Consider the following 18,008-nt stretch of genomic DNA (forward strand, 5'->3'; position numbering starts at 1 on the left):
CGTGCCCCTGACCCATGACGTCTTCACCCTTCACGTACGATTCCACCACGACATGGTTAGGCAAGCCTAACCTAAAGCACAGAAGGGGCACAGGGGTGATCACCGAGATCTACCGCGACGCCTGGGGAATCCCCCACCTCCGCGCCGGCAGCGCGCGTGCACTCGCCCGTGCCCAGGGCCTGGTCACCGCCCGCGACCGGGCCTGGCAGCTGGAAGTGGAGCGGCACCGCGCACAGGGCACCTCGGCCGCCTTCCTCGGTTCCGAGGCCCTCGCCTGGGACCGGTTCGCGAGACGGGTCCGCCTCGACGACACGGCCGGACGCTGCTTCACCGCCCTGGAGAGACGGGACCCGGAGACCGCGGACTGGGTGCGGGCGTACGTCGACGGCGTGAACGAGGGGCTTGAACGGACCCCGGCGCCCGAGTTCGCCCGCGTCGGCCTCGCCCCCGGCCGCTGGGAGCCCTGGACCCCGCTCGCCGTCTGGCTCGCCACGCACATCCTCTTCGCCGGCTTCCCCGCCAAGCTCTGGCGCGAGCAGGCCGTACGGCACCTGGGAGCGGACGCGGTCCGGTTGTTCGCCACCGACGGCCCCGGCACCTCGGGCAGCAACGGCTGGCTGGTGAGCCGCGAGCGCACGACCACCGGCGCGGCGGTCATCGCCGGCGATCCGCACCGCTTCATCGAGGATCCCGGCGTCTACCAGCAGATCCACCTCTCCTGCCCCGAGTTCGACGTCGTCGGCCTCGCCGTCCCCGGCATCCCCGGCATCGCCCACTTCGGCCACACCGGCACGGTCGCCTGGGCCATCACCAACGCCATGGCCGACTACCAGGACCTCTACCGCGAACGGCTGCGCCGTACCGGCGCCGGCGTCGAGGCGCTCGGCCCGGACGGCGTCTGGCGCCGGGCCGCCCGGCACACGGAGACCGTCGAGGTGGCGGGGGAGGAGCCGGTCGAGGTCGAGGTGATCGAGACGGACCGGGGCCCGGTGATCGCCGGCGGCCCCGAGGGACTCGACGACGGCACCCCGCTCGCGCTCAGCCTGCGCTACCCGCCCCGCGTCACCGAGGACCTCGGCTTCGGCGCCCTGCTCCCCCTCCTGCGGGCCCGCCGGGTCGCCGACGTGGACCACGCCTTCGACCTCTGGGCCGAACCCGTGAACGTCGTCCAGGCCGCCGACACCGAGGGCGGCCTGCTGCACCGCGTCGCGGGCCGGGTGCCGCTGCGCTCCGACGCCAACCGCACCCGCCTGGTCCCCGCCTGGGAACCCGGCCACGACTGGCGGGGCTGGCACGACATGCCCCGCGCGGGCCTCGCCGACGGCATCGCCGTGATGGCCAACCAGCGCGGCCCGGCCACCCCGCTCGGCGTCGAGTTCGCCCCGAGCCACCGCGCCGACCGCATCACCGCCCTCCTCACGGAGAAGGACCGCTGGTCGCCCGCCGACATGCCGGTGATCCACATGGACACCCGACTCGCCTCCGCCGCACCGCTGTCGGACCACCTGGAGGCGCTGGACGGCCTGACCCCCGCAGCCGCCGCCATCAGGGACGTCCTCCTGCGCTGGGACCGCCACATGGACGCCGACAGCACGGACGCGGCCGTGTACGCGGCGGTGCGCAGTGCGGTCGTACGCCGTCTCGCGGCGCACCCGGCGTTCGCCGCGCTGACGGCCCCGCCCGCGTATCCCGAGGTCTTCCTCCCCTGGCTCAACCTCGTCCCGCGCATCGGCTTCGCCCTCGAACACCTGCTGCGGGCCGAGGACTTGTACGGCATCGACCGCGCGGAGATCGTGCGGGCGGCAGTCGAGGAGGTCGCTTCGGGGGACCTCCCCGCCACCTGGGGTGACACGCACCGCCTGTTCGCCTGGCGGGCGCTCACCGACACGCCCGACGAGGGGCCCGGCCTGTCCGGCGACCACGACTGCGTGCTGTGCACCTCCGCCGTACCCGGCTGGACCGACATGAGCGCGCGCGGCCCGGCGGCCCGTTACGTGTGGGACCTGGCCCGCCGCGAGGACAGTCTCTGGGTGGTCCCGTTCGGCGCCTCGGGCGTCCCCGGCTCGCCCCACCACCGTGACCAACTCCCCTTGTGGCTCAAGGGAGATCTCGTACCGGTCGTCACCGACTGGACCCTGCTGAAGAAGGAGACCGATGTCTGACGCGTCCGCCCCCGCCCGCGAGCCCGTCCACGAGCAGACCGTCGACGGCTTCGGCACCGTCCGCGTCCTGCCCCTCGACGCACACGCCGACGCCGAGGTCGTCCACGCGTGGGTGAGCGAGGAGCGGGCGTCCTTCTGGGGCATGAACGGCCTGGGCAAGGAGCAGGTCGCCGAGATCTACGCGCACCTGGACACCCTCGACACGCACCACGCCTTCCTGGTGGCGAAGGACGGCGAACCGGTCGGGCTCCTGCAGACCTACGAGCCGGGGGCGGACCGCGTCAGCGAGTGCTACGAGGTGCGGCCCGGCGACATGGGCATCCACCTGCTGCTGGCGCCCGCCGGGCAGGACGGCGCCCGCCCCGGCTGGTCCTCGGCGCTGCTGACCGCCGTCATCTCGTACGTGCTGCTGGGCCTGGACCGCAGCCGGGTCGTGGTCGACCCCGACGTGCGCAACGTGAAGGCGATCGCGCGCTTCCTGAAGCAGGGCTTCGAGGCCGGCCCCGTGGTCGTCCTGCCGGAGATCGACATCCCCGACGTGTACCTGCCGGAGAAGCACGCTCAACTCGCCTTCCTGGACCGGCAGGTAGCCTTCCCGGCGTGACCCCAGACGACCTCGTCGCCCACTACGGTCTGGAGCCCATCCCCCGCGAGGGCGGGCTGTTCCGACGCACTTGGGCGGGACCGGAACTGCCCGACGGCAGGCCTCAGGGCTCGGCGATCGTCGCCCTGCTGACCGCGGACGACTTCTCGGCCCTGCACCGCCTGCCCACCGACGAGATCTGGCACTTCTACCTGGGCGACCCGCTGGAACTCCTGCTCCTCGCCCCCGACGGGACGTCGACGACCACCGTCCTGGGGCCGGACGTACTCGGCGGCCAGCACCCGCAACTGACCGTCCCCGGCGGCACCTGGATGGGCGGACGGGTGGTGGCGGGCGGGGAGTGGAGCTTCTTCGGCTGCACGATGGCCCCCGGATTCACCTACGAGGACTACGAGCACGGGAAGGCGGCGGAGCTGACGGCGCGTTACCCGGCCCGGGCCGGCCGGATCGCGGGACTGTGCCGTCCATGAGACTCCTCGAAGGGCAAGTGGCGCTGGTCACCGGCGCGGGCGGCGGCATCGGACGGGGCATCGCCCTGCGGTTCGCCGAGGAGGGCGCGGCGGTGGCCTTGCACTGCCGCACGGCGGTGGAGCCGGCGAGCGAAGTGGCGTCCCGCATCCGGGACCTGGGCGGGCGGGCCGTCGTACTGCGGGCGGATCTGGCCGACGAGGGCGCGTGCCGGGGCCTGGTGCGGGAGGCCGCGGACTGGGGCGACGGCCGGCTGACGGCGCTGGTCAACAACGCGGGCGTCCAGCCGACGCGGGCACTGCCCGGGATGACGGCGTCGGAGTGGCGGGCGGTCGTGGACACGAACCTGTCGAGCGTGTTCGCGTGCACGCAGGCGGCGGTGGAGGTCATGCGGGCATCCGAAGCAGGCCCGGGATCCGTGACGCACATCGCGTCGATCGAGGCGAGCCGTCCGGCCGTCGATCACGCCCACTACGCCGTCTCCAAGGCCGCCGTGGTGATGCACGCCCGGGCGGCGGCCCTGGAGTACGGCCCCTACGGCATCCGCGTCAACACGGTCTCGCCCGGGCTGATCGACCGGGAGGGGCTGGCGGAGGCCTGGCCGGAGGGGGTGGGGCGATGGGAACGGGCGGCGCCGCTCGGCCGGCTGGGGCGCCCGGAGGACGTCGGCGACGCGTGCGTGTTCCTGGCCTCGCCGCTCGCGTCCTGGATCACCGGGCAGGACCTGGTGGTGGACGGTGGGGTGACGGCGCGGCCGACGTGGTGAGCGTTCCGGCACCGGTATCCGTATCTGTCCGGAGGCGGCGAGTCCACAGACGGAGAAGAGACGTGGAGCGTGAAGGTGAGCTCAGGTCAGGTCTCGGGGCAGGTACCAGGTCAGGTACCGGGTCAGGTGGTACCGGGGCAGGTCGCAGGCCATGTCTCAGGTCAGGTCTCAGCTCAGGTCTCAGGGAAGGTCTCAGAGAAGATCTCAGGGCCGGCCGACGACGCCGGGGGCTTCAAGGGCTGGTGCTGCTGGGCACCGTGCTGGTCCTGCTCCTCCTCGGCGGCGCGGGACCCGCGTCGGCCCATGCCGCCCTCCGAGGCACCGACCCCAAGGACGGAACCGTCCTCAAGTCGGCCCCCCGCCACCTCACCCTCACCTTCACCGAGTCCGTAGGCCTGCTCGAGGACTCCTTCCGCGTCCTGGACCCCGACAACCACCGCCTGCGCACCGGCAAGGCCCAGCACGCACCGGAGGGTTCCGACACTGCCCGGGTCACCCTGCCCGCGAAGCTCGCCGAGGGCACCTACGTGGTGGCCTGGCGGGTGGTGTCGGCGGACAGCCACCCGGTCTCGGGCGCGTTCACCTTCTCGGTCGGCAAGGCATCCGTCACCACGGCGACGGTGGGCACCGGACCGGTCGAGGACCCGGCGACGGCGAGCCTCTACAAGATCGCCCGCTACCTGGCGTACCTGGCCGCGGCATTGCTGATCGGCACGGCCGTGTTCATGACGGCCTGTCGCCCCCCGGACCCGACTCCCCTGGGCAGGCTCCTGCGGGCGGGCTGGTGGACCTTGGCGGCGGCCACCGTGGCCCTGCTGGTGCTGCGCGGCCCGTACGAGTCGGGCGATGGCCCCGCCGCCGCCCTCGACCCCTCGGCCTTCACCCACACCCTCACCACCCGCCCGGGCCTGGTCCTGCTGGCCCGCCTGGTCCTGCTCCTGCCGGCGGCCGTCTTCGTCGTACGACTGCTGCGGCGGGAGTCGCCGTCCCGGGCATGGCTCGCCGCGGGCACTGTCCTCTGCGTCGGCCTCGCGCTGACGTGGGCCGCCGGCGAACACGCCTCGGCCGGCATCCAGGTGCCGGTGGCGATGACGTCGTCCGTGCTGCACGTCCTGGCGATGGCGGTGTGGCTGGGCGGCCTGACGGCCCTGCTGACCACGCTGTACCGCTCGCAGTCGGCCGTCCCGCCCGCGGTGGTCACGAGCTTCTCCCGCCCGGCCTTCTGGTCGGTGACCGTCCTGGTCGTCACCGGCGTCTACCAGTCCTGGCGCGGCCTCGGCTCCTGGAACGCCCTCACCGACAGCACGTACGGCCGCCTCCTGGTCGCCAAACTCGTCGCGGTGGTGGTGCTGCTGGCGGCGGCGGGCCTGTCACGGCGATGGACGGCGCGGCTGGTGAAGGTGGAGCCGGCCGTGCGCGAACGGGTGCCGGAGCCGGTGGGCGGCCCACCGCTGCCGCCCTCGGAACAACCCGGCGCCCCCTCTGCCTCGACCACCCCGCATGCCGGCCTGCGCCGCTCGGTACTGGCCGAAGTCGCCGTCGGCGTAGTGGTACTGGTGCTCACGACCGTGCTCACCGGCACCCTTCCGGGCCGGGCGGCCGCCGAGGCCGCCGAAGCGGCGTCGACGACCGGCCTGGCCACCGCGTCCGTCACCACCATCCCCTTCGCCGTCGGCTCCGCCCGCGGCAAGGTGCAGATCACGCTCGACCCGGGCCGCACCGGCGACAACTCGGTCGAGGCCGTGGTCCTCACCCCCGACGGGGGCCTGGCCACGGTCCCGGAACTCCGCCTCTCCTTCACGCTCCCCGCCCGGGACATCGGCCCGATCGACGCCGAACTCACCGACAAGGGCGGCTACTGGGGCACGAGTTCGCTCAACCTCCCCATCGCCGGCGACTGGATGATGAAGGTGACGGTCCGGGTGTCGGAGATCGACCAGGTGAGCGAGTCGAAGGCGGTGCGGATCGTGGGCTAGGCGCGGACCGGGCGGGGTTCCGGCGGGCGAGCAGGCCATCCACCGTCCCGGCGGCGCGTACGGCGGAGTCGGCGCAGCAGTTGTGGAAGAGGGCGTGGAGTCGTCCGGCCTGTTCGGCGCGTGAGAAGTCGTAGCGGAAGCGGTCTTCCTTGGTGCCGGTCACGCCTTCACGTCGAACCGGTCAAGGGGCGATGCGCACCGCGCGGTAGTCGTACCCGTCCTGTGGGAAGCCGGGGGCCTCCCATTCGAGTTCCACCCGCTGCCCGGGCGTCAGCGCGCGGAAGCCGGCCGTCTCGATGGTGGAGAAATGGCCCCAGCACCCACCCGGCGTCGCCGGGCAGTCGAGTACGCCCCAGCCCTCTTCGTCGTGCCACTCGCGTACCGTCGCTGCCACCATGATCTGCAGCGTAGCGTCGGTGTGCAGGACACTGTGATCCGTGACCGCACCTTGCCGCTCGCCGGCACTGTGCCGGCAGACACGGACTCGGGAAGGAACCGGCATGATCATCTTCGGCACCAAGGGATACCTGTACCAGCTCGCGATACTGACGCTGGTCTGCGGCCAGTGCGGCAACCCGGCCGCGCACACGCTCAGGAAGCGCGTCACGAAGTTCACGCTGTTCTTCGTGCCGCTGTTCCCGTTCTCGACGAAGTACGCGACACAGTGCACCTTCTGCGGCGCGGAACAGAAGGTGACCAAGGAGCAGGCGGACCAGCTGCAGGCCCAGAACGCGAGCGGTCACGCCGGTCAGCCGTACGGCCAGTCGCAGCAGCAGCCGTACCAGTCCTGACCACGACGGCACGACTGTCGGCCGACGGGGCCGGACGGCCCGTCACGGCTGGTCGGCGGGTTCGGCGGTCCAGGTGACGTGTGGGGGCGTGATCCGTGCGCACAGCGGACCGCCGCCGGCGTCGGTCAGGCCGAGACGAGCGACCAGCAGGCCGTCGGGTGCGGCGGCGGCGAGTACCTCGGCGGGGACGGCGTCGAGCATGAGCTTGGCACGGCGGAACATCGTGAAGACGCCCGAGTCGTCGACCGTGCCCCACGACAGGTAGATGAACCGGTGGCCCAGACGGTTCTGTACGTAGGGGCCGGTCACCTCGGTGCCGGTCGAAGAGGCGATCGCCGTGCACTCCAGGGTCCAGGTCGCTGACGCGGCGTCGCCCCGATGCGGTTCGAGGAGTTCGGCCGGACGGTCGCGGCGTTGCACGGCGACGTGGATGTTGTGGTAGGCGGGGGCGGAGTCGTCGGCGAGGGCCGGACGGGTGAGGCCGGGCAGGTCGAAGGCGTCGATACGGATACGCATGTCGGTCATCATCCGCCTGTTGCGATGCCGTCAGGACCCGGTGCGTGCCGGGGCGCTGGAGCGGCAGACCCACGGCCTCCGCCGTGTCCCGGGCCGCCCGACCACCGCCCGAACACCGCCCATCACCAGGCGGTCACCACACACCGACAGGAACCGGATGTCGAATATGCCGTGATTGCGTGTATAAGCGATGTTCGGCCGGATACCCGTGCGGCATGACACGGACGTTGAGAAGGCATGGAAAGCACGGTGGGAACGGCGGGAACGCTGGGCACGGCGCGGTCGGCCAGGAGGCCGAGACCGTGCGTGCACCGGACGCCGGCCCGGACGCCCGCCCGGACGCCGACCGGGGTGTCGGCCCGGATGATCAGGTGGACCGGCAGGCGCCGGACAGTCCGTCTGACCTGCCCAGGCATTCCTGGGGGACGATACTGAAGGGCACCCTGAAGGAGTTCAAGCAGGACGAGCTGACCGATCGGGCCGCGGCGCTGACCTACTACGGGATCCTGGCGCTGTTCCCGGCCCTGCTGGCTCTCGTGTCCCTGCTGGGGATCGTCGGCCGGTCGGCGACGCAGGAGGTTCTGGACAACATCCAGAAGCTCGCCCCGGGGGCGGCTCAGGACGTGCTGCGCAACGCGGTGCAGCAGATGCAGGGCAACGCCGGACTCGGCTCGGTCATGGCGATCGTGGGTCTGGTGCTCGCGGTGTGGTCGGCGTCCGGCTACGTCGCCGCGTTCATCAGGAGCGCCAACGCGGTCTACGACGTCCCCGAGGGCCGCCCGGTGTGGAAGGTGCTGCCGGTCCGGTTCGGTGTGACCGTGGTGCTGATGGTCATGGCCGTGATCAGTGCGTTGATCGTGGTGTTCACCGGGGGTCTCGCACGGGAACTGGGCACGGCGCTCGGAGTCGGTGACACGGCGCTGACGGTGTGGTCGATCGCGAAGTGGCCGGTGCTGGTGGTCCTGGTCACGGTCATGATCGCGATCCTGTACTGGGCGACACCGAACGCGAAGGTCCGTGGCTTCCGCTGGATCACGCCGGGCAGTTTCCTCGCACTGCTGATCTGGATGATCGCCTCGGCCGGGTTCGCGCTCTACGTGGCGAACTTCGGCTCGTACAACAAGACCTACGGCGCTCTCGCCGGCGTGATCATCTTCCTGGTGTGGCTGTGGATCACGAACCTGGCGATCCTGCTCGGCCTGGAGTTCGACGCGGAGATGGCCCGTCAGCGGGCTGTTGTGGGCGGTCACCCGGCAGGGAAGGAGCCGTACGTCCAGCCGCGCGACACCCGGAAGTGGGACGAGGAAGACCGTCGCCGCCTTGAAACCTGAGGTGAGTACCGGTGCGTACCGGTGAGCACGGGTTGAGGGGCGGCCGCGATGGCGGCGGTGGATGTCCAGGGGTGAGTCAGTCCGGTATGCGGCGCCCGTGGCACACCCCTGCCGCGCGGGCGGCCGATGGACGCGGGCCGCCCGCGCGGCAGAACCGGCAGTTCACCGAGGTGCCACACTGGAGGAACGGAGCACATGACTGTCGCTCGCATGGTCCCTCTCTCCTTCGGGCGCTTCAGCGGGTGTTGCCGCGCGGCGCGTTGTACGTCGCGTCGTCGACCTTCTCGAGCCAGGTCGTCTCCGGGGTTCCGTCACCGGCGCCCTCCACCTCCCACCCTGCCGCCCGCCGCACCGGCGTGGCAGGCCGAGCTGTTCCGGGGAGCCACGTGCGGGGGAGCAGCAGGACCCCCCTCCGCACCGCCGAGCGGCGCACGCAGAAGGGCCCACTGCAAGCAGCGGGGCCTTCGAGATCGTGCCCGGTGAGGCACTGGCGTCTGACGTAGACGGCACGGATACGCCGGCCTGTTCGCTCCGCGCTCGGGTACGGCTGGTCACGTAGCCCCGCAGCCTCGGCTTCGAGTGGTCCGGACGTACGACACCTGTGAAAACTGCCTATACGGCACCGCCGAGACCGGTCCCCGCATGATCGGGCCGATCGCGGGTAGGCGGCGATGTATCGAGTGGCTGGCTCGTCCAGCAAAGGAACGGCGTCATGACTGAGATCCCCGCAGAGCTCTTCGAGGCAGTGGCGCGGGACGCTCTGTGTCAACTGGCCAGAGCACCCGACAGCCGGGCATTGGAGGCGCTGGCGGGTTGTGATGTGTTGATCCCGGCGGTCAGCGGGATCCGATACACGCGTGACCGCAGTGAGTTCGTGCGGTTTGTGCTGCCGGTGATCGAAAGCGTGAACTTCGCCCCCGCGGTCATGGTCTTCACCTCGGAGGAGCGGCTGCTCAGCGCCTTTCCCCGGGTGCCCTGCTACCGGCCTGTCACCTTGCGGCAGCTGGCCGCTCATTGGCCGACCGACGAAGTGGTGCTGGTCATCGATGCCGGGAACGAGGACTCGCTGACCCTGTCCGCACACGAAGCGCGGTGGCTGCTCGCACGCTGCCTCGCCTGAAACGATCAGGGCCGGGCCGGAGCAATGACCCTTCGGCCCGGCCCCGATGCGTATGGAGCGGGTGACGGGCATCGAACCCGTGTAGCTAGCTTGGAAGATCGCCTAACCGTCGGTGGCTTGAGCCCGAACACCGACTTCCACACCTGGAAGCGGCTGCTTCGGGACGCCGGAGTCCGGAACGGCCGCCTTCATGACACTCGCCACACCGCCGCGACCGTGCTTCTGATCCTCGGCGTCCCGGACGTCGTGGTCGACTCGATCATGGGTTGGGAGCCCGGGGGAGCGGCTCGGATGCGCGCTCGGTACATGCACGTGACCGGGGCCATGCTCCGCAAGGTCGCTCAGCAAGTCGGAGACGTGCTCTGGGTGCTGCCCGGCACCGGCGCCCCGGCACCGGCGCCGACGGCCAGGAAGAAACCAACTGAGACGGAAACTGAGACGGACAACGTCGAAGGGCCCCACCGCGAACGGTGGCCCTTCGAGTCGTGCCCGGTGAGGCACTGGCGGAGGATACGAGATTCGAACTCGCGAGGGGTTGCCCCCAAACGCTTTCCAAATGTTCGTCTTGGGGTGCAGGGGTGCAGGGGTGCAGGGGTGCAGGGGTGCAGGGGTGCAGGGGTGCAGGGGTGTGCGGGAGCGTTCTGGCCTGCGGTGCGGCTGTGGCAGGTGGGGCTCCTGCACGGTGCTGTACGAAGGTGAATGCAACCAGAACTGCAACCATCGCCCGCCTATTTGCCGCTCTCCGGGCCGTACCACTGGAGAGCCTGGCCGGTCACTGCTGCGATGCAGGCGAAGTCGTGGTCGCGGTGCAGGAGGGTGAGCCCTTGCAGCTCGGCCGTCGCGGCGACGACGAGATCCACCGCACCCGCACTGCGATGCTTTCCCTGTTTGGTGAGAGCCTCCTGGACCTGCCAGGCGCGGTCGTAGGCGCGGTCGTCGACGGGAACCCAACCGAAGATCAGTCGCATGTCCTCGATGCCGCGCGCCCTGTCGGCGGCCGACCGGGCGCTGTAGAAGAACTCAAGCTCGGTGATCGGGCAGGTGGCGATGAGCCCGGCGGCTGCTGCCTGGTCCCAGCCGTACTGCTCCGCGTCCTCGCGCATGAACCGAGCGAGCGCGCTGGTGTCGATCAGGAACTGGGCCGCGTTCACCGGCGGTAGTTCCCCTTGTTCTCGAACAGCTCCAGATCGAATGCGCCGTCCCCGGCCGCAGCCCGCAGCCGGGCGAGAGCCAGGGCGCGACGCCTACTCTCCAGCACCTCGCGAAGAGCGGTGTTGACTGTCTCCTTCTTGGTGCTCGTCCCGAGGGCTTTTGCAACGTCCGCGACCAGGTCGTCGTCCAGGTCGATAACCGTCCGACTCACGAGTTCCTCCCTGATATCAAATGTGGGGTTGAGTATATCTCGCGAGGTGCCCCGCGAGGTGGCACACCCGGGCATCCGGGCATCCGGGCACCCGGGCACCCGGCCTGGCCGCCGAGTCCTACGCGGGCATCACTCCATGGATGCGGGAGAGAGTGAAGACACGTTCCGCTTCGCGCAGGTGGCACCAGGCGTCGAGGTAGGGCGGGTCGAGTTCCAGGGCGCTGAGGGTGCGTACGGTCCGGTTGCCCGAGGTGGCGATGTACTCGACCGTGATGGCCGCACCGGTGTCGATGGCATGGGCGACCTGGCGGACATCGCTGTACGGCAGGTGCTTCGCGTATCCGGCGACGATCTCCTCGGTGTCCGTCGCGAAAGGCACCCCGCTGCCGAACGGGTCGGGGTCCGGTGCGATGGGCGGGGCCTTGAGCAGCCGGTCGGCCAGGACGTCCATCCCGGCGTCGGTGGGCAGGTCCGAGGCGCCGGTTGCGGTCGTCCGGGGGCCGCGCCGCCCGGCGTTCCTTCGCGGGGGCGGGACGGCAGCGGCGGCCCTCTGCGGCAGGCGCTTTTCGATGCGCACCGTTCCCCCGGCGGTCTCGGCGACCGGGGCGTAGCCCGCAGCACGGAGCGCGGCGAGAGTCGTCGCGGGTGGGCTGCCGCTGACCAGGACCGTCGGGGCGAGCTGCCGCAGGGCGAGCTTGGACAGTGCGCGGTGGGCGGCGAGTTCGGCCAGGAGCGCGGGTTCGTCGCCGTGGATGACACAGGCCGCGGGGGCGACGCGCACCCGACCGTGACCTCGTGCGGTGTCGGCGATGAGATAGGTCAGCGGCTGTGGCAGGGCCGTGGCGGAGCCGGCTGCCAGGTCGGCTGTGATGTCGTCCGGGGTGCGGCCGGCGTCCAGGGCCCGGCGGATACTGCCGGCACTGAAGCGCCATACCGACGCCGTGCCACTGGTCTCCCGGTCGGCCATCGAATCCAGCAGCGCCGCGAGTCGCGCGGACGGGGTGCCGGTGACGACGGCGGTGAGGTCGGCGCCGATCCGGGCCGTCGTGGTCGCGGGGGGCAGCAGCCGCCGGGCCGTGATGTCGAGCTCTTCGTCGGCGTGGGCCGCCAGGTGGGCACCGAGCGGGGACAGCGCACCCCGTGCCAGCACGCCCAGCAGTTCGCCTTCGCGGATCACGGTGCTGAACGGTGCCGTGTCCTCGGGCGAGGCGTCGTCGGCGAGCGGACGGTGCCAGGCCACGAGCGGCCCCAGCTCCGAAGCGACCTTCACACCCTGTCCTGCCGGGAGCCCCGCTGCCGCGGTGAGCAGCCCGTGGCGGGCCTGCAGACAGCCGCCGCAGTCAGGCGCACCGGCGAGCGCGGGAAGAGCCTTGTTGTCTTCGTCGCGCGCCCGGGTGGGGGTGAGCGGCAGGTCCCGCCATGCCCGGAGCAGTACGGCGAGTTGTTCTGCGGGCTCCTGCTCGGCCCAGGCGTCGTAAGCCTCGGTGGGAGGTACGCGATCGCCGTCGCGGGCCAGCAGTCCGGTGGCGTACGCGGTCTCCAGGGTGATGCGTACGACGGCGTCGTCCGCTTGGGCGGCCTTGCCGAGCCGGGCCAGTTCGCGCGCGCCGATCCCTCCCGACTTCAGCCGGGTCGGTGGAGCGGTCGCGCATGCCGAAAGGACGGAGGCGGCATGGGCCGCGAACGCGGTGGCGGCCACCGCGGCCTCCCGCTCCACCTCCGAGGAGGTGATGGGCACCAACTGTGTGACGGGCGGCAGAGGTTCGAACGGAGCATGCCAATCGGGGCCCCGCAGAGCCAAGGCCACCTCGACCGGCATCCGGACGGGCCCGTACCGGTGACGGTCCTGGAGCAGAAGCCCGCGGTCGAGTGCCCATCGAGCGCCTGGTTGGAGGTCGCGGCCAGGAGCCCCGAACACGACGAACAGTGACTGACGCGGCGTGGACCTGGCGCTCTGCTCAAGCAACTTCCGTGTGGCCGCCGGTGCCCCCGCCACCAACGCGGCGACCCGTTCCGCGCCACTGTGATGCTCCACGAGAGCCGCTAGTCGCTGCTGCTTGGTGCCGGGTGGCTTGATACCCAGGACCGCCAGCATGCCGCGCAGTTCCTCCGAGGAGGTGCCGGTCAGCAGCTCTTCCAGCGGGGCGTCAAGTCCCAGGGGCGTGCTCCACGCCTGCCGCAAGGGCGCAGGCATGCGGAGTGCCTCGCTGCCGTCGTGCCACACGAGCGCCCGATCCGACAGCGCCTCCAGGGTCGCGTCCAGCGCGTGTACCGCCGCAGGGGATGTCGAGCCGAGCAACTCCGCGAGGCTGTCCCGGGTCGCTCGTGCTCCCAGGGCTGCCAGCGCCTCGGCGGCCTGCAAGCACGGCAGCGTGAGCTGGGGCAGGACGAGTGCCACGGACCCCGGACGTTGGAGACGGTCCGCCAGTTCCCCCACTGAGCGTGGTTCCGGAGAGGAGGCTGCGTCCTTCCGCATGGCGAGTACGCGTGCCAGGCGGGAATTGTCGAGTTCGCTCAGCCAAGTCGCAAGCGTCGATCGGGACTTCATGAGGGTGCACCTCGACAGACAGGGAACGTCACAGGCGGGCCGAAGTTGCTTCGGCGCCAAGGTCAAGGATGGCGCAGTTCCATGATCCGCGGATGCCGTACGAAGACAGAGCCTGGGGCACCTCCCCGCCGCGGGCCCAGCCCGACGAGACGAGCCGACGGCAGTAGAAGATCCGGCCACCCGCTCGCCGAAATGTTCCTGATCGGCAGATATAAACGCAACCGAAACTGCAACCAGCGCACGACGAAGAGCCGAGCCACGATTGCGGCTCGGCTCTTCGTTTCGCCTGTTCAGGCGGCTGCGGAGGATACGAGATTCGAACTCGTGAGGGGTTGCCCCCAACACGCTTTCCAACTGGGATGGTGGGCGTCGTTCAGGGTCGTTCAGCTGCGTTCACGGCTGTCCGAGAGTGCTACTGGCATCGGCCTCGGGTCCGCTGCGAATGGCCCTGAACCAAGCTGAATGAGACGGAAACTGAGACGGGGACCCGATGGAACGAGTGGAAGCCGAGCTGTTCACCGATGGCGGCAACGACGCTGTGGTGCGCCTGCCTGGCCGTCGCTTTCCTGGAGTCCTGGTCCAGGGCGACACCCTCAGGATCCTCTCCGCCGACGTAGCCGAACTCGTCGAACTTTGCGCGGCCGGCGATCTGGAGGAGGCCCGCCAAGCGGCAAGCCTCCTCCAGGAGGAACTCGGGGCGAAGCTACAGCGCTACACCGATGCTCTCGACGCCCACGGAGAGCGACACCCCTTCTGATCCGTAGCTCTATGTGGATCGGTCGGTGGCGGTCATACCGGTTGCGCTGCGGTCCTTCATGGACGCTGCCAGGCGGGGCCGGTTGCTGTACTTGGCTGCTGTACTGCTGGCGCATCCGCCTGGCCGAGAGACCTCTTCGTCCCGAAGCAACTCGCCGCAGCGCTCGCCCAGAGGTTGGGGTGACTCTCACCTGCTGCGACGCTCCGCAGGTGTCCGCGATCGTCCGCCGCCGTCCGTCGGCGTTGTCACGCAGTTAGACACTCACTCTGAAGCGGGCGTGGCTCTTGCCGATCCTGTTTTCAGGGACCGAGGACACCAAGCGCGCCGAGTACGAGGAAGGCGGTACCGAAGAGGAAGAACCCGCCCATGGTGATCAGGGCTGCGCCGAGCCTTCCGACGCCAGCACTCCGGCCCTCTTGCGGCACCATCGAGCCCAACGCCTTCTGCCTGATGTCGAGATACGCGGGTAGCCGCCCCATTCGCCGCAGCATCCACCCGACGCTGATGAGTGCTACACCGAAGATCAGCGTGAGCACGCTCGTCTGGAGCTGGTAGGCCGGGTCGTGCCCGTCCGAAACAGCAGTGATCACGCAAGTCCCCCCAGGACATGCCGGGCAGCGCTGCCGCCGACGGAAAGAAACACCCCATCTTGCCTGAGGTCCACCCTTAGGTGGTAACCCGTTTGGTCGGGGGGCTGTGACCTGGGGATTCTCCGTCAGCGGCGGTAGCTCGACTGTCACTGTCGGTCGTCGTCGATCGGTCTCGGGCACCCTCGCACGGCCCAGAGACGGCCCAGGGCTCGGCCGACACATGCGCGCCGATGCAGGTGCGACGGGGCGTCCGATGGTCCGCCACCGCCTGTCCGCGTCACCAAAGACTCACTCGTGATCGCTGTTCTCGGTGGCAGAGTCGCTCTTGTTCCTGGTCTTCGGTGGCTGGATGGGGGCACCACTTTGGCGATGCTTGCTTCTCGGCCTTCTGGGCGAGTCAGGCACCTGTGACATGGAGAACGGGATCGCGCACCGGCTCACCCAGCCGGCCTCCCCGACCACGACGGGCAAGGTCGAGCGGTTCCATCAGACGCTGCGGCGTGAACTCCTCGACGACTGCGGAGCGTTCGAGAGCCTCGAGGAGGCTCAGGCGGCGCTGGATGTGTGGGTTCAGGAGTACAACTGTGTCCGGCCGCATCAGGCCCTGGACATGCAGTCCCCGACGGACCGGTTCACCCCGGTTCCTGAGCAGGAACGGGATGTGCTGGGCCTGAAGATCCCCGGAGTGCTTGTCCTGGTGCCGCAGCAGCGGACGGCTCCCGCTGCGGTGCCGGATCCGGTCGAAGCGGTGCCTGCTCCTGCCTCTCTTCCTTTGGCGGTGCAGGTGGACGAGGGCGGGCCGGTGGAGTTCGAGCGGGTGGTGCCCGCGAGTGGGAATCTGCAGGTCGCGGGCAAGCAGTTCTGGCTCGGTCCTTCCCGCTCGGGGCTGACGGTGACGTTCTGGGCCGACACCTCGGTGGTGATCCTCGGCGTCCCGGACGTCGTGATCGACTCGATCATGGGTTGGGAGCCCGGGGGAGCGGCCCGGATGCGCGCTCGGTACATGCACGTGACCGGGGCCATGCTCCGCAAGGTCGCTCAGCAAGTCGGAGACGTGCTCTGGGTGCTGCCCGGCACCGGCGCCACGTGCTCTGGGTGCTGCCCGGCACCGGCGCCGACGGCCAGGAAGAAACCAACTGAGACGGAAATTGAGACGGAACACGTCGAAGGGCCCCACCGCGAACGGTGGGGCCCTTCGACATCGTGCCCGGTGAGGCACTGGCGGAGGATACGAGATTCGAACTCGTGAGGGGTTGCCCCCAACACGCTTTCCAAGCGTGCGCCCTAGGCCTCTAGGCGAATCCTCCGCCGCAAACAATACAAGACGTTGAGGAGTGCTCGCGAACTCGTTCCCCCTGGCCGGCATCAGGTACTGTGGGCGCAGCCCCTCACGCGGCGCTATCTGACTGAACTCCCCCAGGGCCGGAAGGCAGCAAGGGTAGGTTGGCTCTGGCGGGTGCGTGGGGGGCGCTTGCGTTGCAGGGGTGAGACCTGTGGGCGCGGCCCGATGTCAGTGGGCGCCTATAACCTCGTATGCGTGTCGTCTCTCGCGTTGTACCGCCGCTATCGCCCGGAGTCGTTCGCCGAGGTCATCGGGCAGGAGCATGTAACCGACCCGTTGCAGCAGGCGCTGCGGAACAACCGGGTCAATCACGCGTACCTGTTCAGCGGTCCGCGCGGGTGCGGCAAGACGACCAGTGCGCGGATTCTGGCCAGGTGCCTGAACTGCGAGCAGGGGCCCACGCCGACCCCGTGCGGGGAGTGCCAGTCCTGCCAGGACCTCGCGAGGAACGGCCCCGGCTCCATCGACGTCATCGAGATCGACGCCGCTTCGCACGGTGGTGTGGACGACGCCCGTGATCTCCGGGAGAAGGCCTTCTTCGGGCCCGCGGGCAGCCGGTACAAGATCTACATCATCGACGAGGCCCACATGGTCACGTCGGCCGGCTTCAACGCACTCCTCAAGGTCGTCGAGGAGCCGCCCGAGCACCTGAAGTTCATCTTCGCCACCACCGAGCCCGAGAAGGTCATCGGGACCATTCGGTCGCGGACCCATCATTATCCGTTCCGGCTCGTGCCTCCCGGGACCCTGCGGGAGTACCTCGCCGAGGTGTGCGGGCGGGAGGGGATCCCCGTCGAGGACGGGGTGCTGCCGCTCGTCGTGCGGGCCGGTGCCGGTTCCGTGCGTGACTCGATGTCCGTCATGGACCAGCTGCTCGCGGGGGCCGGGGCGGACGGTGTGACGTACGCCATGGCGACCTCCCTGCTCGGCTATACGGACGGGTCGCTTCTCGACTCCGTCGTCGAGGCCTTCGTGACCGGCGACGGCGCCGCCGCCTTCGAGGTCGTCGACCACGTCATCGAGGGGGGCAACGACCCCCGGCGGTTCGTCGCCGACCTGCTGGAGCGGCTGCGGGACCTGGTGATCCTCTCCGCCGTGCCGGACGCCGCGGAGAAGGGACTCATCGACGCCCCCGCCGACGTCATCGAGCGGATGCAGGCCCAGGCCGGCACCTTCGGCGCCGCGGAGCTCAGCCGTGCCGCCGACCTCGTCAACGAGGGGCTGACCGAGATGCGCGGCGCCACCTCCCCCCGCCTTCAGCTCGAACTCATCTGCGCGCGCGTGCTGCTGCCCGCCGCGTACGGCGACGAGCGTTCGGTGATGGCCCGCCTGGACCGCATCGAGCGCGGCGTGAACTTCTCGGCGGGGGGCGGTGCGCCGGCCATGGGATACGTCCCGGGGCCCGACGCGCATGCCCAGGCGCAGGCGGGAGCCGCGCAGGTTCCGCCGGGGGGCGGTGCGGCCGCGGCTCGCGCTGCGGTACGGGCTTCCGGGGCACCGGCGGGAGCGGGGGCCGCCGCGCCGGGCATGCCCTCCGAGCAGGGGGCACCCATGACCGGAGGACCGGCACCCGCTGCGGCTCACGTCGCACGCGCGGCCGACCCCGACCACACCACCCAGCAGCCACCCCAGCCCCCGCAAAGCCAACACCCCCAACCGCCTCAGCAGCCGTGA

16 protein-coding genes, 1 tRNA gene, 1 other RNA gene and 2 pseudogenes are annotated in these 18,008 nt (G+C 70.4%); 13 read left to right on the plus strand and 7 right to left on the minus strand.

Annotated features, from left to right (window positions below; all coding sequences use genetic code 11):
* Window positions 1-95 precede the first annotated feature (95 nt).
* The 5 genes from ADK57_RS29965 (at window position 96) to ADK57_RS29985 (ending at window position 5,976) form a co-directional block, all read left to right on the plus strand.
* Window positions 96-2,162, plus strand: a complete 2,067-nt coding sequence (locus ADK57_RS29965) for a penicillin acylase family protein (RefSeq protein WP_053752742.1) — start codon at window positions 96-98, stop codon at window positions 2,160-2,162.
* Entirely contained in the window at window positions 2,155-2,766 is a 612-nt protein-coding gene (locus ADK57_RS29970) for a GNAT family N-acetyltransferase (RefSeq protein ID WP_053752743.1), read from the plus strand. Before ADK57_RS29965 ends, ADK57_RS29970 begins: the two co-directional genes overlap by 8 nt.
* Window positions 2,763-3,236: a cupin domain-containing protein gene (locus ADK57_RS29975; RefSeq protein ID WP_053752744.1), complete on the plus strand. Its 474-nt coding sequence runs from the start codon at window positions 2,763-2,765 to the stop codon at window positions 3,234-3,236. The genes ADK57_RS29970 and ADK57_RS29975 overlap by 4 nt, the downstream gene beginning before the upstream one ends.
* Window positions 3,233-4,000 (plus strand): SDR family NAD(P)-dependent oxidoreductase, encoded by a 768-nt coding sequence (locus tag ADK57_RS29980; protein ID WP_053752745.1) that lies wholly within the window; start codon window positions 3,233-3,235, stop codon window positions 3,998-4,000. The genes ADK57_RS29975 and ADK57_RS29980 overlap by 4 nt, the downstream gene beginning before the upstream one ends.
* A gap of 242 nt (window positions 4,001-4,242) precedes the next feature.
* Window positions 4,243-5,976, plus strand: a complete 1,734-nt coding sequence (locus ADK57_RS29985) for a copper resistance CopC/CopD family protein (RefSeq protein ID WP_053752746.1) — start codon at window positions 4,243-4,245, stop codon at window positions 5,974-5,976.
* A 181-nt stretch (window positions 5,977-6,157) separates the two neighbouring features.
* Here the strand turns inward: ADK57_RS29985 and ADK57_RS29990 are convergent, their stop codons facing one another.
* Window positions 6,158-6,373 carry a cold-shock protein gene (locus ADK57_RS29990; protein ID WP_053752759.1) on the minus strand — a complete coding sequence of 72 codons (216 nt, stop codon included), beginning with the start codon at window positions 6,371-6,373 and terminating at the stop codon, window positions 6,158-6,160.
* A 103-nt stretch (window positions 6,374-6,476) separates the two neighbouring features.
* Between ADK57_RS29990 and ADK57_RS29995 the strand changes: the two genes are divergently transcribed.
* Window positions 6,477-6,767 (plus strand): zinc-ribbon domain-containing protein, encoded by a 291-nt coding sequence (locus tag ADK57_RS29995; RefSeq protein WP_053752747.1) that lies wholly within the window; start codon window positions 6,477-6,479, stop codon window positions 6,765-6,767.
* 42 nt (window positions 6,768-6,809) lie between these two features.
* Here the strand turns inward: ADK57_RS29995 and ADK57_RS30000 are convergent, their stop codons facing one another.
* Window positions 6,810-7,283 carry a DUF5990 family protein gene (locus tag ADK57_RS30000; RefSeq protein WP_078973425.1) on the minus strand — a complete coding sequence of 158 codons (474 nt, stop codon included), beginning with the start codon at window positions 7,281-7,283 and terminating at the stop codon, window positions 6,810-6,812.
* Window positions 7,284-7,498: 215 nt separating this feature from the next.
* On the opposite strand from ADK57_RS30000, the gene ADK57_RS30005 reads away from it, so the two are divergent.
* The 3 genes and pseudogenes from ADK57_RS30005 to ADK57_RS51500 all read left to right on the plus strand — a co-directional run.
* Complete coding sequence (locus ADK57_RS30005) at window positions 7,499-8,614, plus strand: YihY/virulence factor BrkB family protein (RefSeq protein ID WP_078973422.1); 1,116 nt, start codon at window positions 7,499-7,501, stop codon at window positions 8,612-8,614.
* 712 nt (window positions 8,615-9,326) lie between these two features.
* Complete coding sequence (locus ADK57_RS30010; protein WP_053752749.1) at window positions 9,327-9,734, plus strand: SseB family protein; 408 nt, start codon at window positions 9,327-9,329, stop codon at window positions 9,732-9,734.
* Window positions 9,735-9,845: 111 nt separating this feature from the next.
* Window positions 9,846-10,433, plus strand: a pseudogene (locus ADK57_RS51500) (hypothetical protein); the annotation flags it as partial.
* Between the two features lie 29 nt (window positions 10,434-10,462).
* On the opposite strand, the gene ADK57_RS30015 reads toward ADK57_RS51500, so the two are convergent.
* From ADK57_RS30015 to ADK57_RS30025, 3 genes are all read right to left on the minus strand, one after another.
* The gene (locus ADK57_RS30015; RefSeq protein ID WP_053752750.1) at window positions 10,463-10,885 is read right to left on the minus strand and encodes a PIN domain nuclease; all 423 of its coding nucleotides are present in this window, start codon (window positions 10,883-10,885) and stop codon (window positions 10,463-10,465) included.
* On the minus strand, window positions 10,882-11,097 hold the full coding sequence (locus ADK57_RS30020; protein WP_053752751.1) for a type II toxin-antitoxin system VapB family antitoxin: 216 nt from the start codon (window positions 11,095-11,097) through the stop codon (window positions 10,882-10,884). The genes ADK57_RS30015 and ADK57_RS30020 overlap by 4 nt, the downstream gene beginning before the upstream one ends.
* A 118-nt stretch (window positions 11,098-11,215) precedes the next feature.
* Window positions 11,216-13,645 (minus strand): helicase-associated domain-containing protein, encoded by a 2,430-nt coding sequence (locus tag ADK57_RS30025; protein ID WP_053752752.1) that lies wholly within the window; start codon window positions 13,643-13,645, stop codon window positions 11,216-11,218.
* Window positions 13,646-14,135: 490 nt separating this feature from the next.
* On the opposite strand from ADK57_RS30025, the gene ADK57_RS30030 reads away from it, so the two are divergent.
* The gene (locus tag ADK57_RS30030; RefSeq protein ID WP_053752753.1) at window positions 14,136-14,402 is read left to right on the plus strand and encodes a DUF6959 family protein; all 267 of its coding nucleotides are present in this window, start codon (window positions 14,136-14,138) and stop codon (window positions 14,400-14,402) included.
* Window positions 14,403-14,701: 299 nt separating this feature from the next.
* Here ADK57_RS30030 and ADK57_RS30035 read toward each other — a convergent pair whose 3' ends face one another.
* Window positions 14,702-14,992: a hypothetical protein gene (locus ADK57_RS30035; protein WP_053752754.1), complete on the minus strand. Its 291-nt coding sequence runs from the start codon at window positions 14,990-14,992 to the stop codon at window positions 14,702-14,704.
* A 415-nt stretch (window positions 14,993-15,407) separates the two neighbouring features.
* On the opposite strand from ADK57_RS30035, the pseudogene ADK57_RS52605 reads away from it, so the two are divergent.
* Window positions 15,408-15,914 (plus strand): annotated as a pseudogene (locus ADK57_RS52605) (integrase core domain-containing protein); the annotation flags it as partial.
* A 297-nt stretch (window positions 15,915-16,211) separates the two neighbouring features.
* On the opposite strand, the gene ADK57_RS30045 reads toward ADK57_RS52605, so the two are convergent.
* Window positions 16,212-16,299, minus strand: a tRNA-Ser gene (locus ADK57_RS30045).
* 72 nt (window positions 16,300-16,371) lie between these two features.
* Between ADK57_RS30045 and ffs the strand changes: the two genes are divergently transcribed.
* Together ffs and ADK57_RS30050 are read left to right on the plus strand one after the other, a co-directional pair.
* An RNA gene (ffs, locus tag ADK57_RS46585) (signal recognition particle sRNA small type) lies at window positions 16,372-16,470 on the plus strand.
* 59 nt (window positions 16,471-16,529) lie between these two features.
* Window positions 16,530-18,008, plus strand: coding sequence for a DNA polymerase III subunit gamma and tau (locus ADK57_RS30050; RefSeq protein WP_420711914.1), 1,479 nt, complete (start codon window positions 16,530-16,532; stop codon window positions 18,006-18,008).

This window comes from Streptomyces sp. MMG1533 (assembly GCF_001279775.1).
Taxonomy (GTDB): Bacteria; Actinomycetota; Actinomycetes; order Streptomycetales; family Streptomycetaceae; genus Streptomyces.

Excerpts from the sequence above, each read along its gene's own strand:
- ADK57_RS30010 (WP_053752749.1), top strand. The coding sequence starts at position 9,327 with ATGACTGAGATCCCCGCAGAGCTCTTCGAGGCAGTGGCGCGGGACGCT.
- ADK57_RS30030 (WP_053752753.1), top strand. The coding sequence starts at position 14,136 with ATGGAACGAGTGGAAGCCGAGCTGTTCACCGATGGCGGCAACGACGCT.
- ADK57_RS29970 (WP_053752743.1), top strand. The coding sequence starts at position 2,155 with ATGTCTGACGCGTCCGCCCCCGCCCGCGAGCCCGTCCACGAGCAGACC.
- ADK57_RS30025 (WP_053752752.1), bottom strand. The coding sequence starts at position 13,645 with ATGAAGTCCCGATCGACGCTTGCGACTTGGCTGAGCGAACTCGACAAT.
- ADK57_RS29980 (WP_053752745.1), top strand. The coding sequence starts at position 3,233 with ATGAGACTCCTCGAAGGGCAAGTGGCGCTGGTCACCGGCGCGGGCGGC.
- ADK57_RS30000 (WP_078973425.1), bottom strand. The coding sequence starts at position 7,283 with ATGCGTATCCGTATCGACGCCTTCGACCTGCCCGGCCTCACCCGTCCG.
- ADK57_RS29995 (WP_053752747.1), top strand. The coding sequence starts at position 6,477 with ATGATCATCTTCGGCACCAAGGGATACCTGTACCAGCTCGCGATACTG.
- ADK57_RS29990 (WP_053752759.1), bottom strand. The coding sequence starts at position 6,373 with ATGGTGGCAGCGACGGTACGCGAGTGGCACGACGAAGAGGGCTGGGGC.
- ADK57_RS30005 (WP_078973422.1), top strand. The coding sequence starts at position 7,499 with ATGACACGGACGTTGAGAAGGCATGGAAAGCACGGTGGGAACGGCGGG.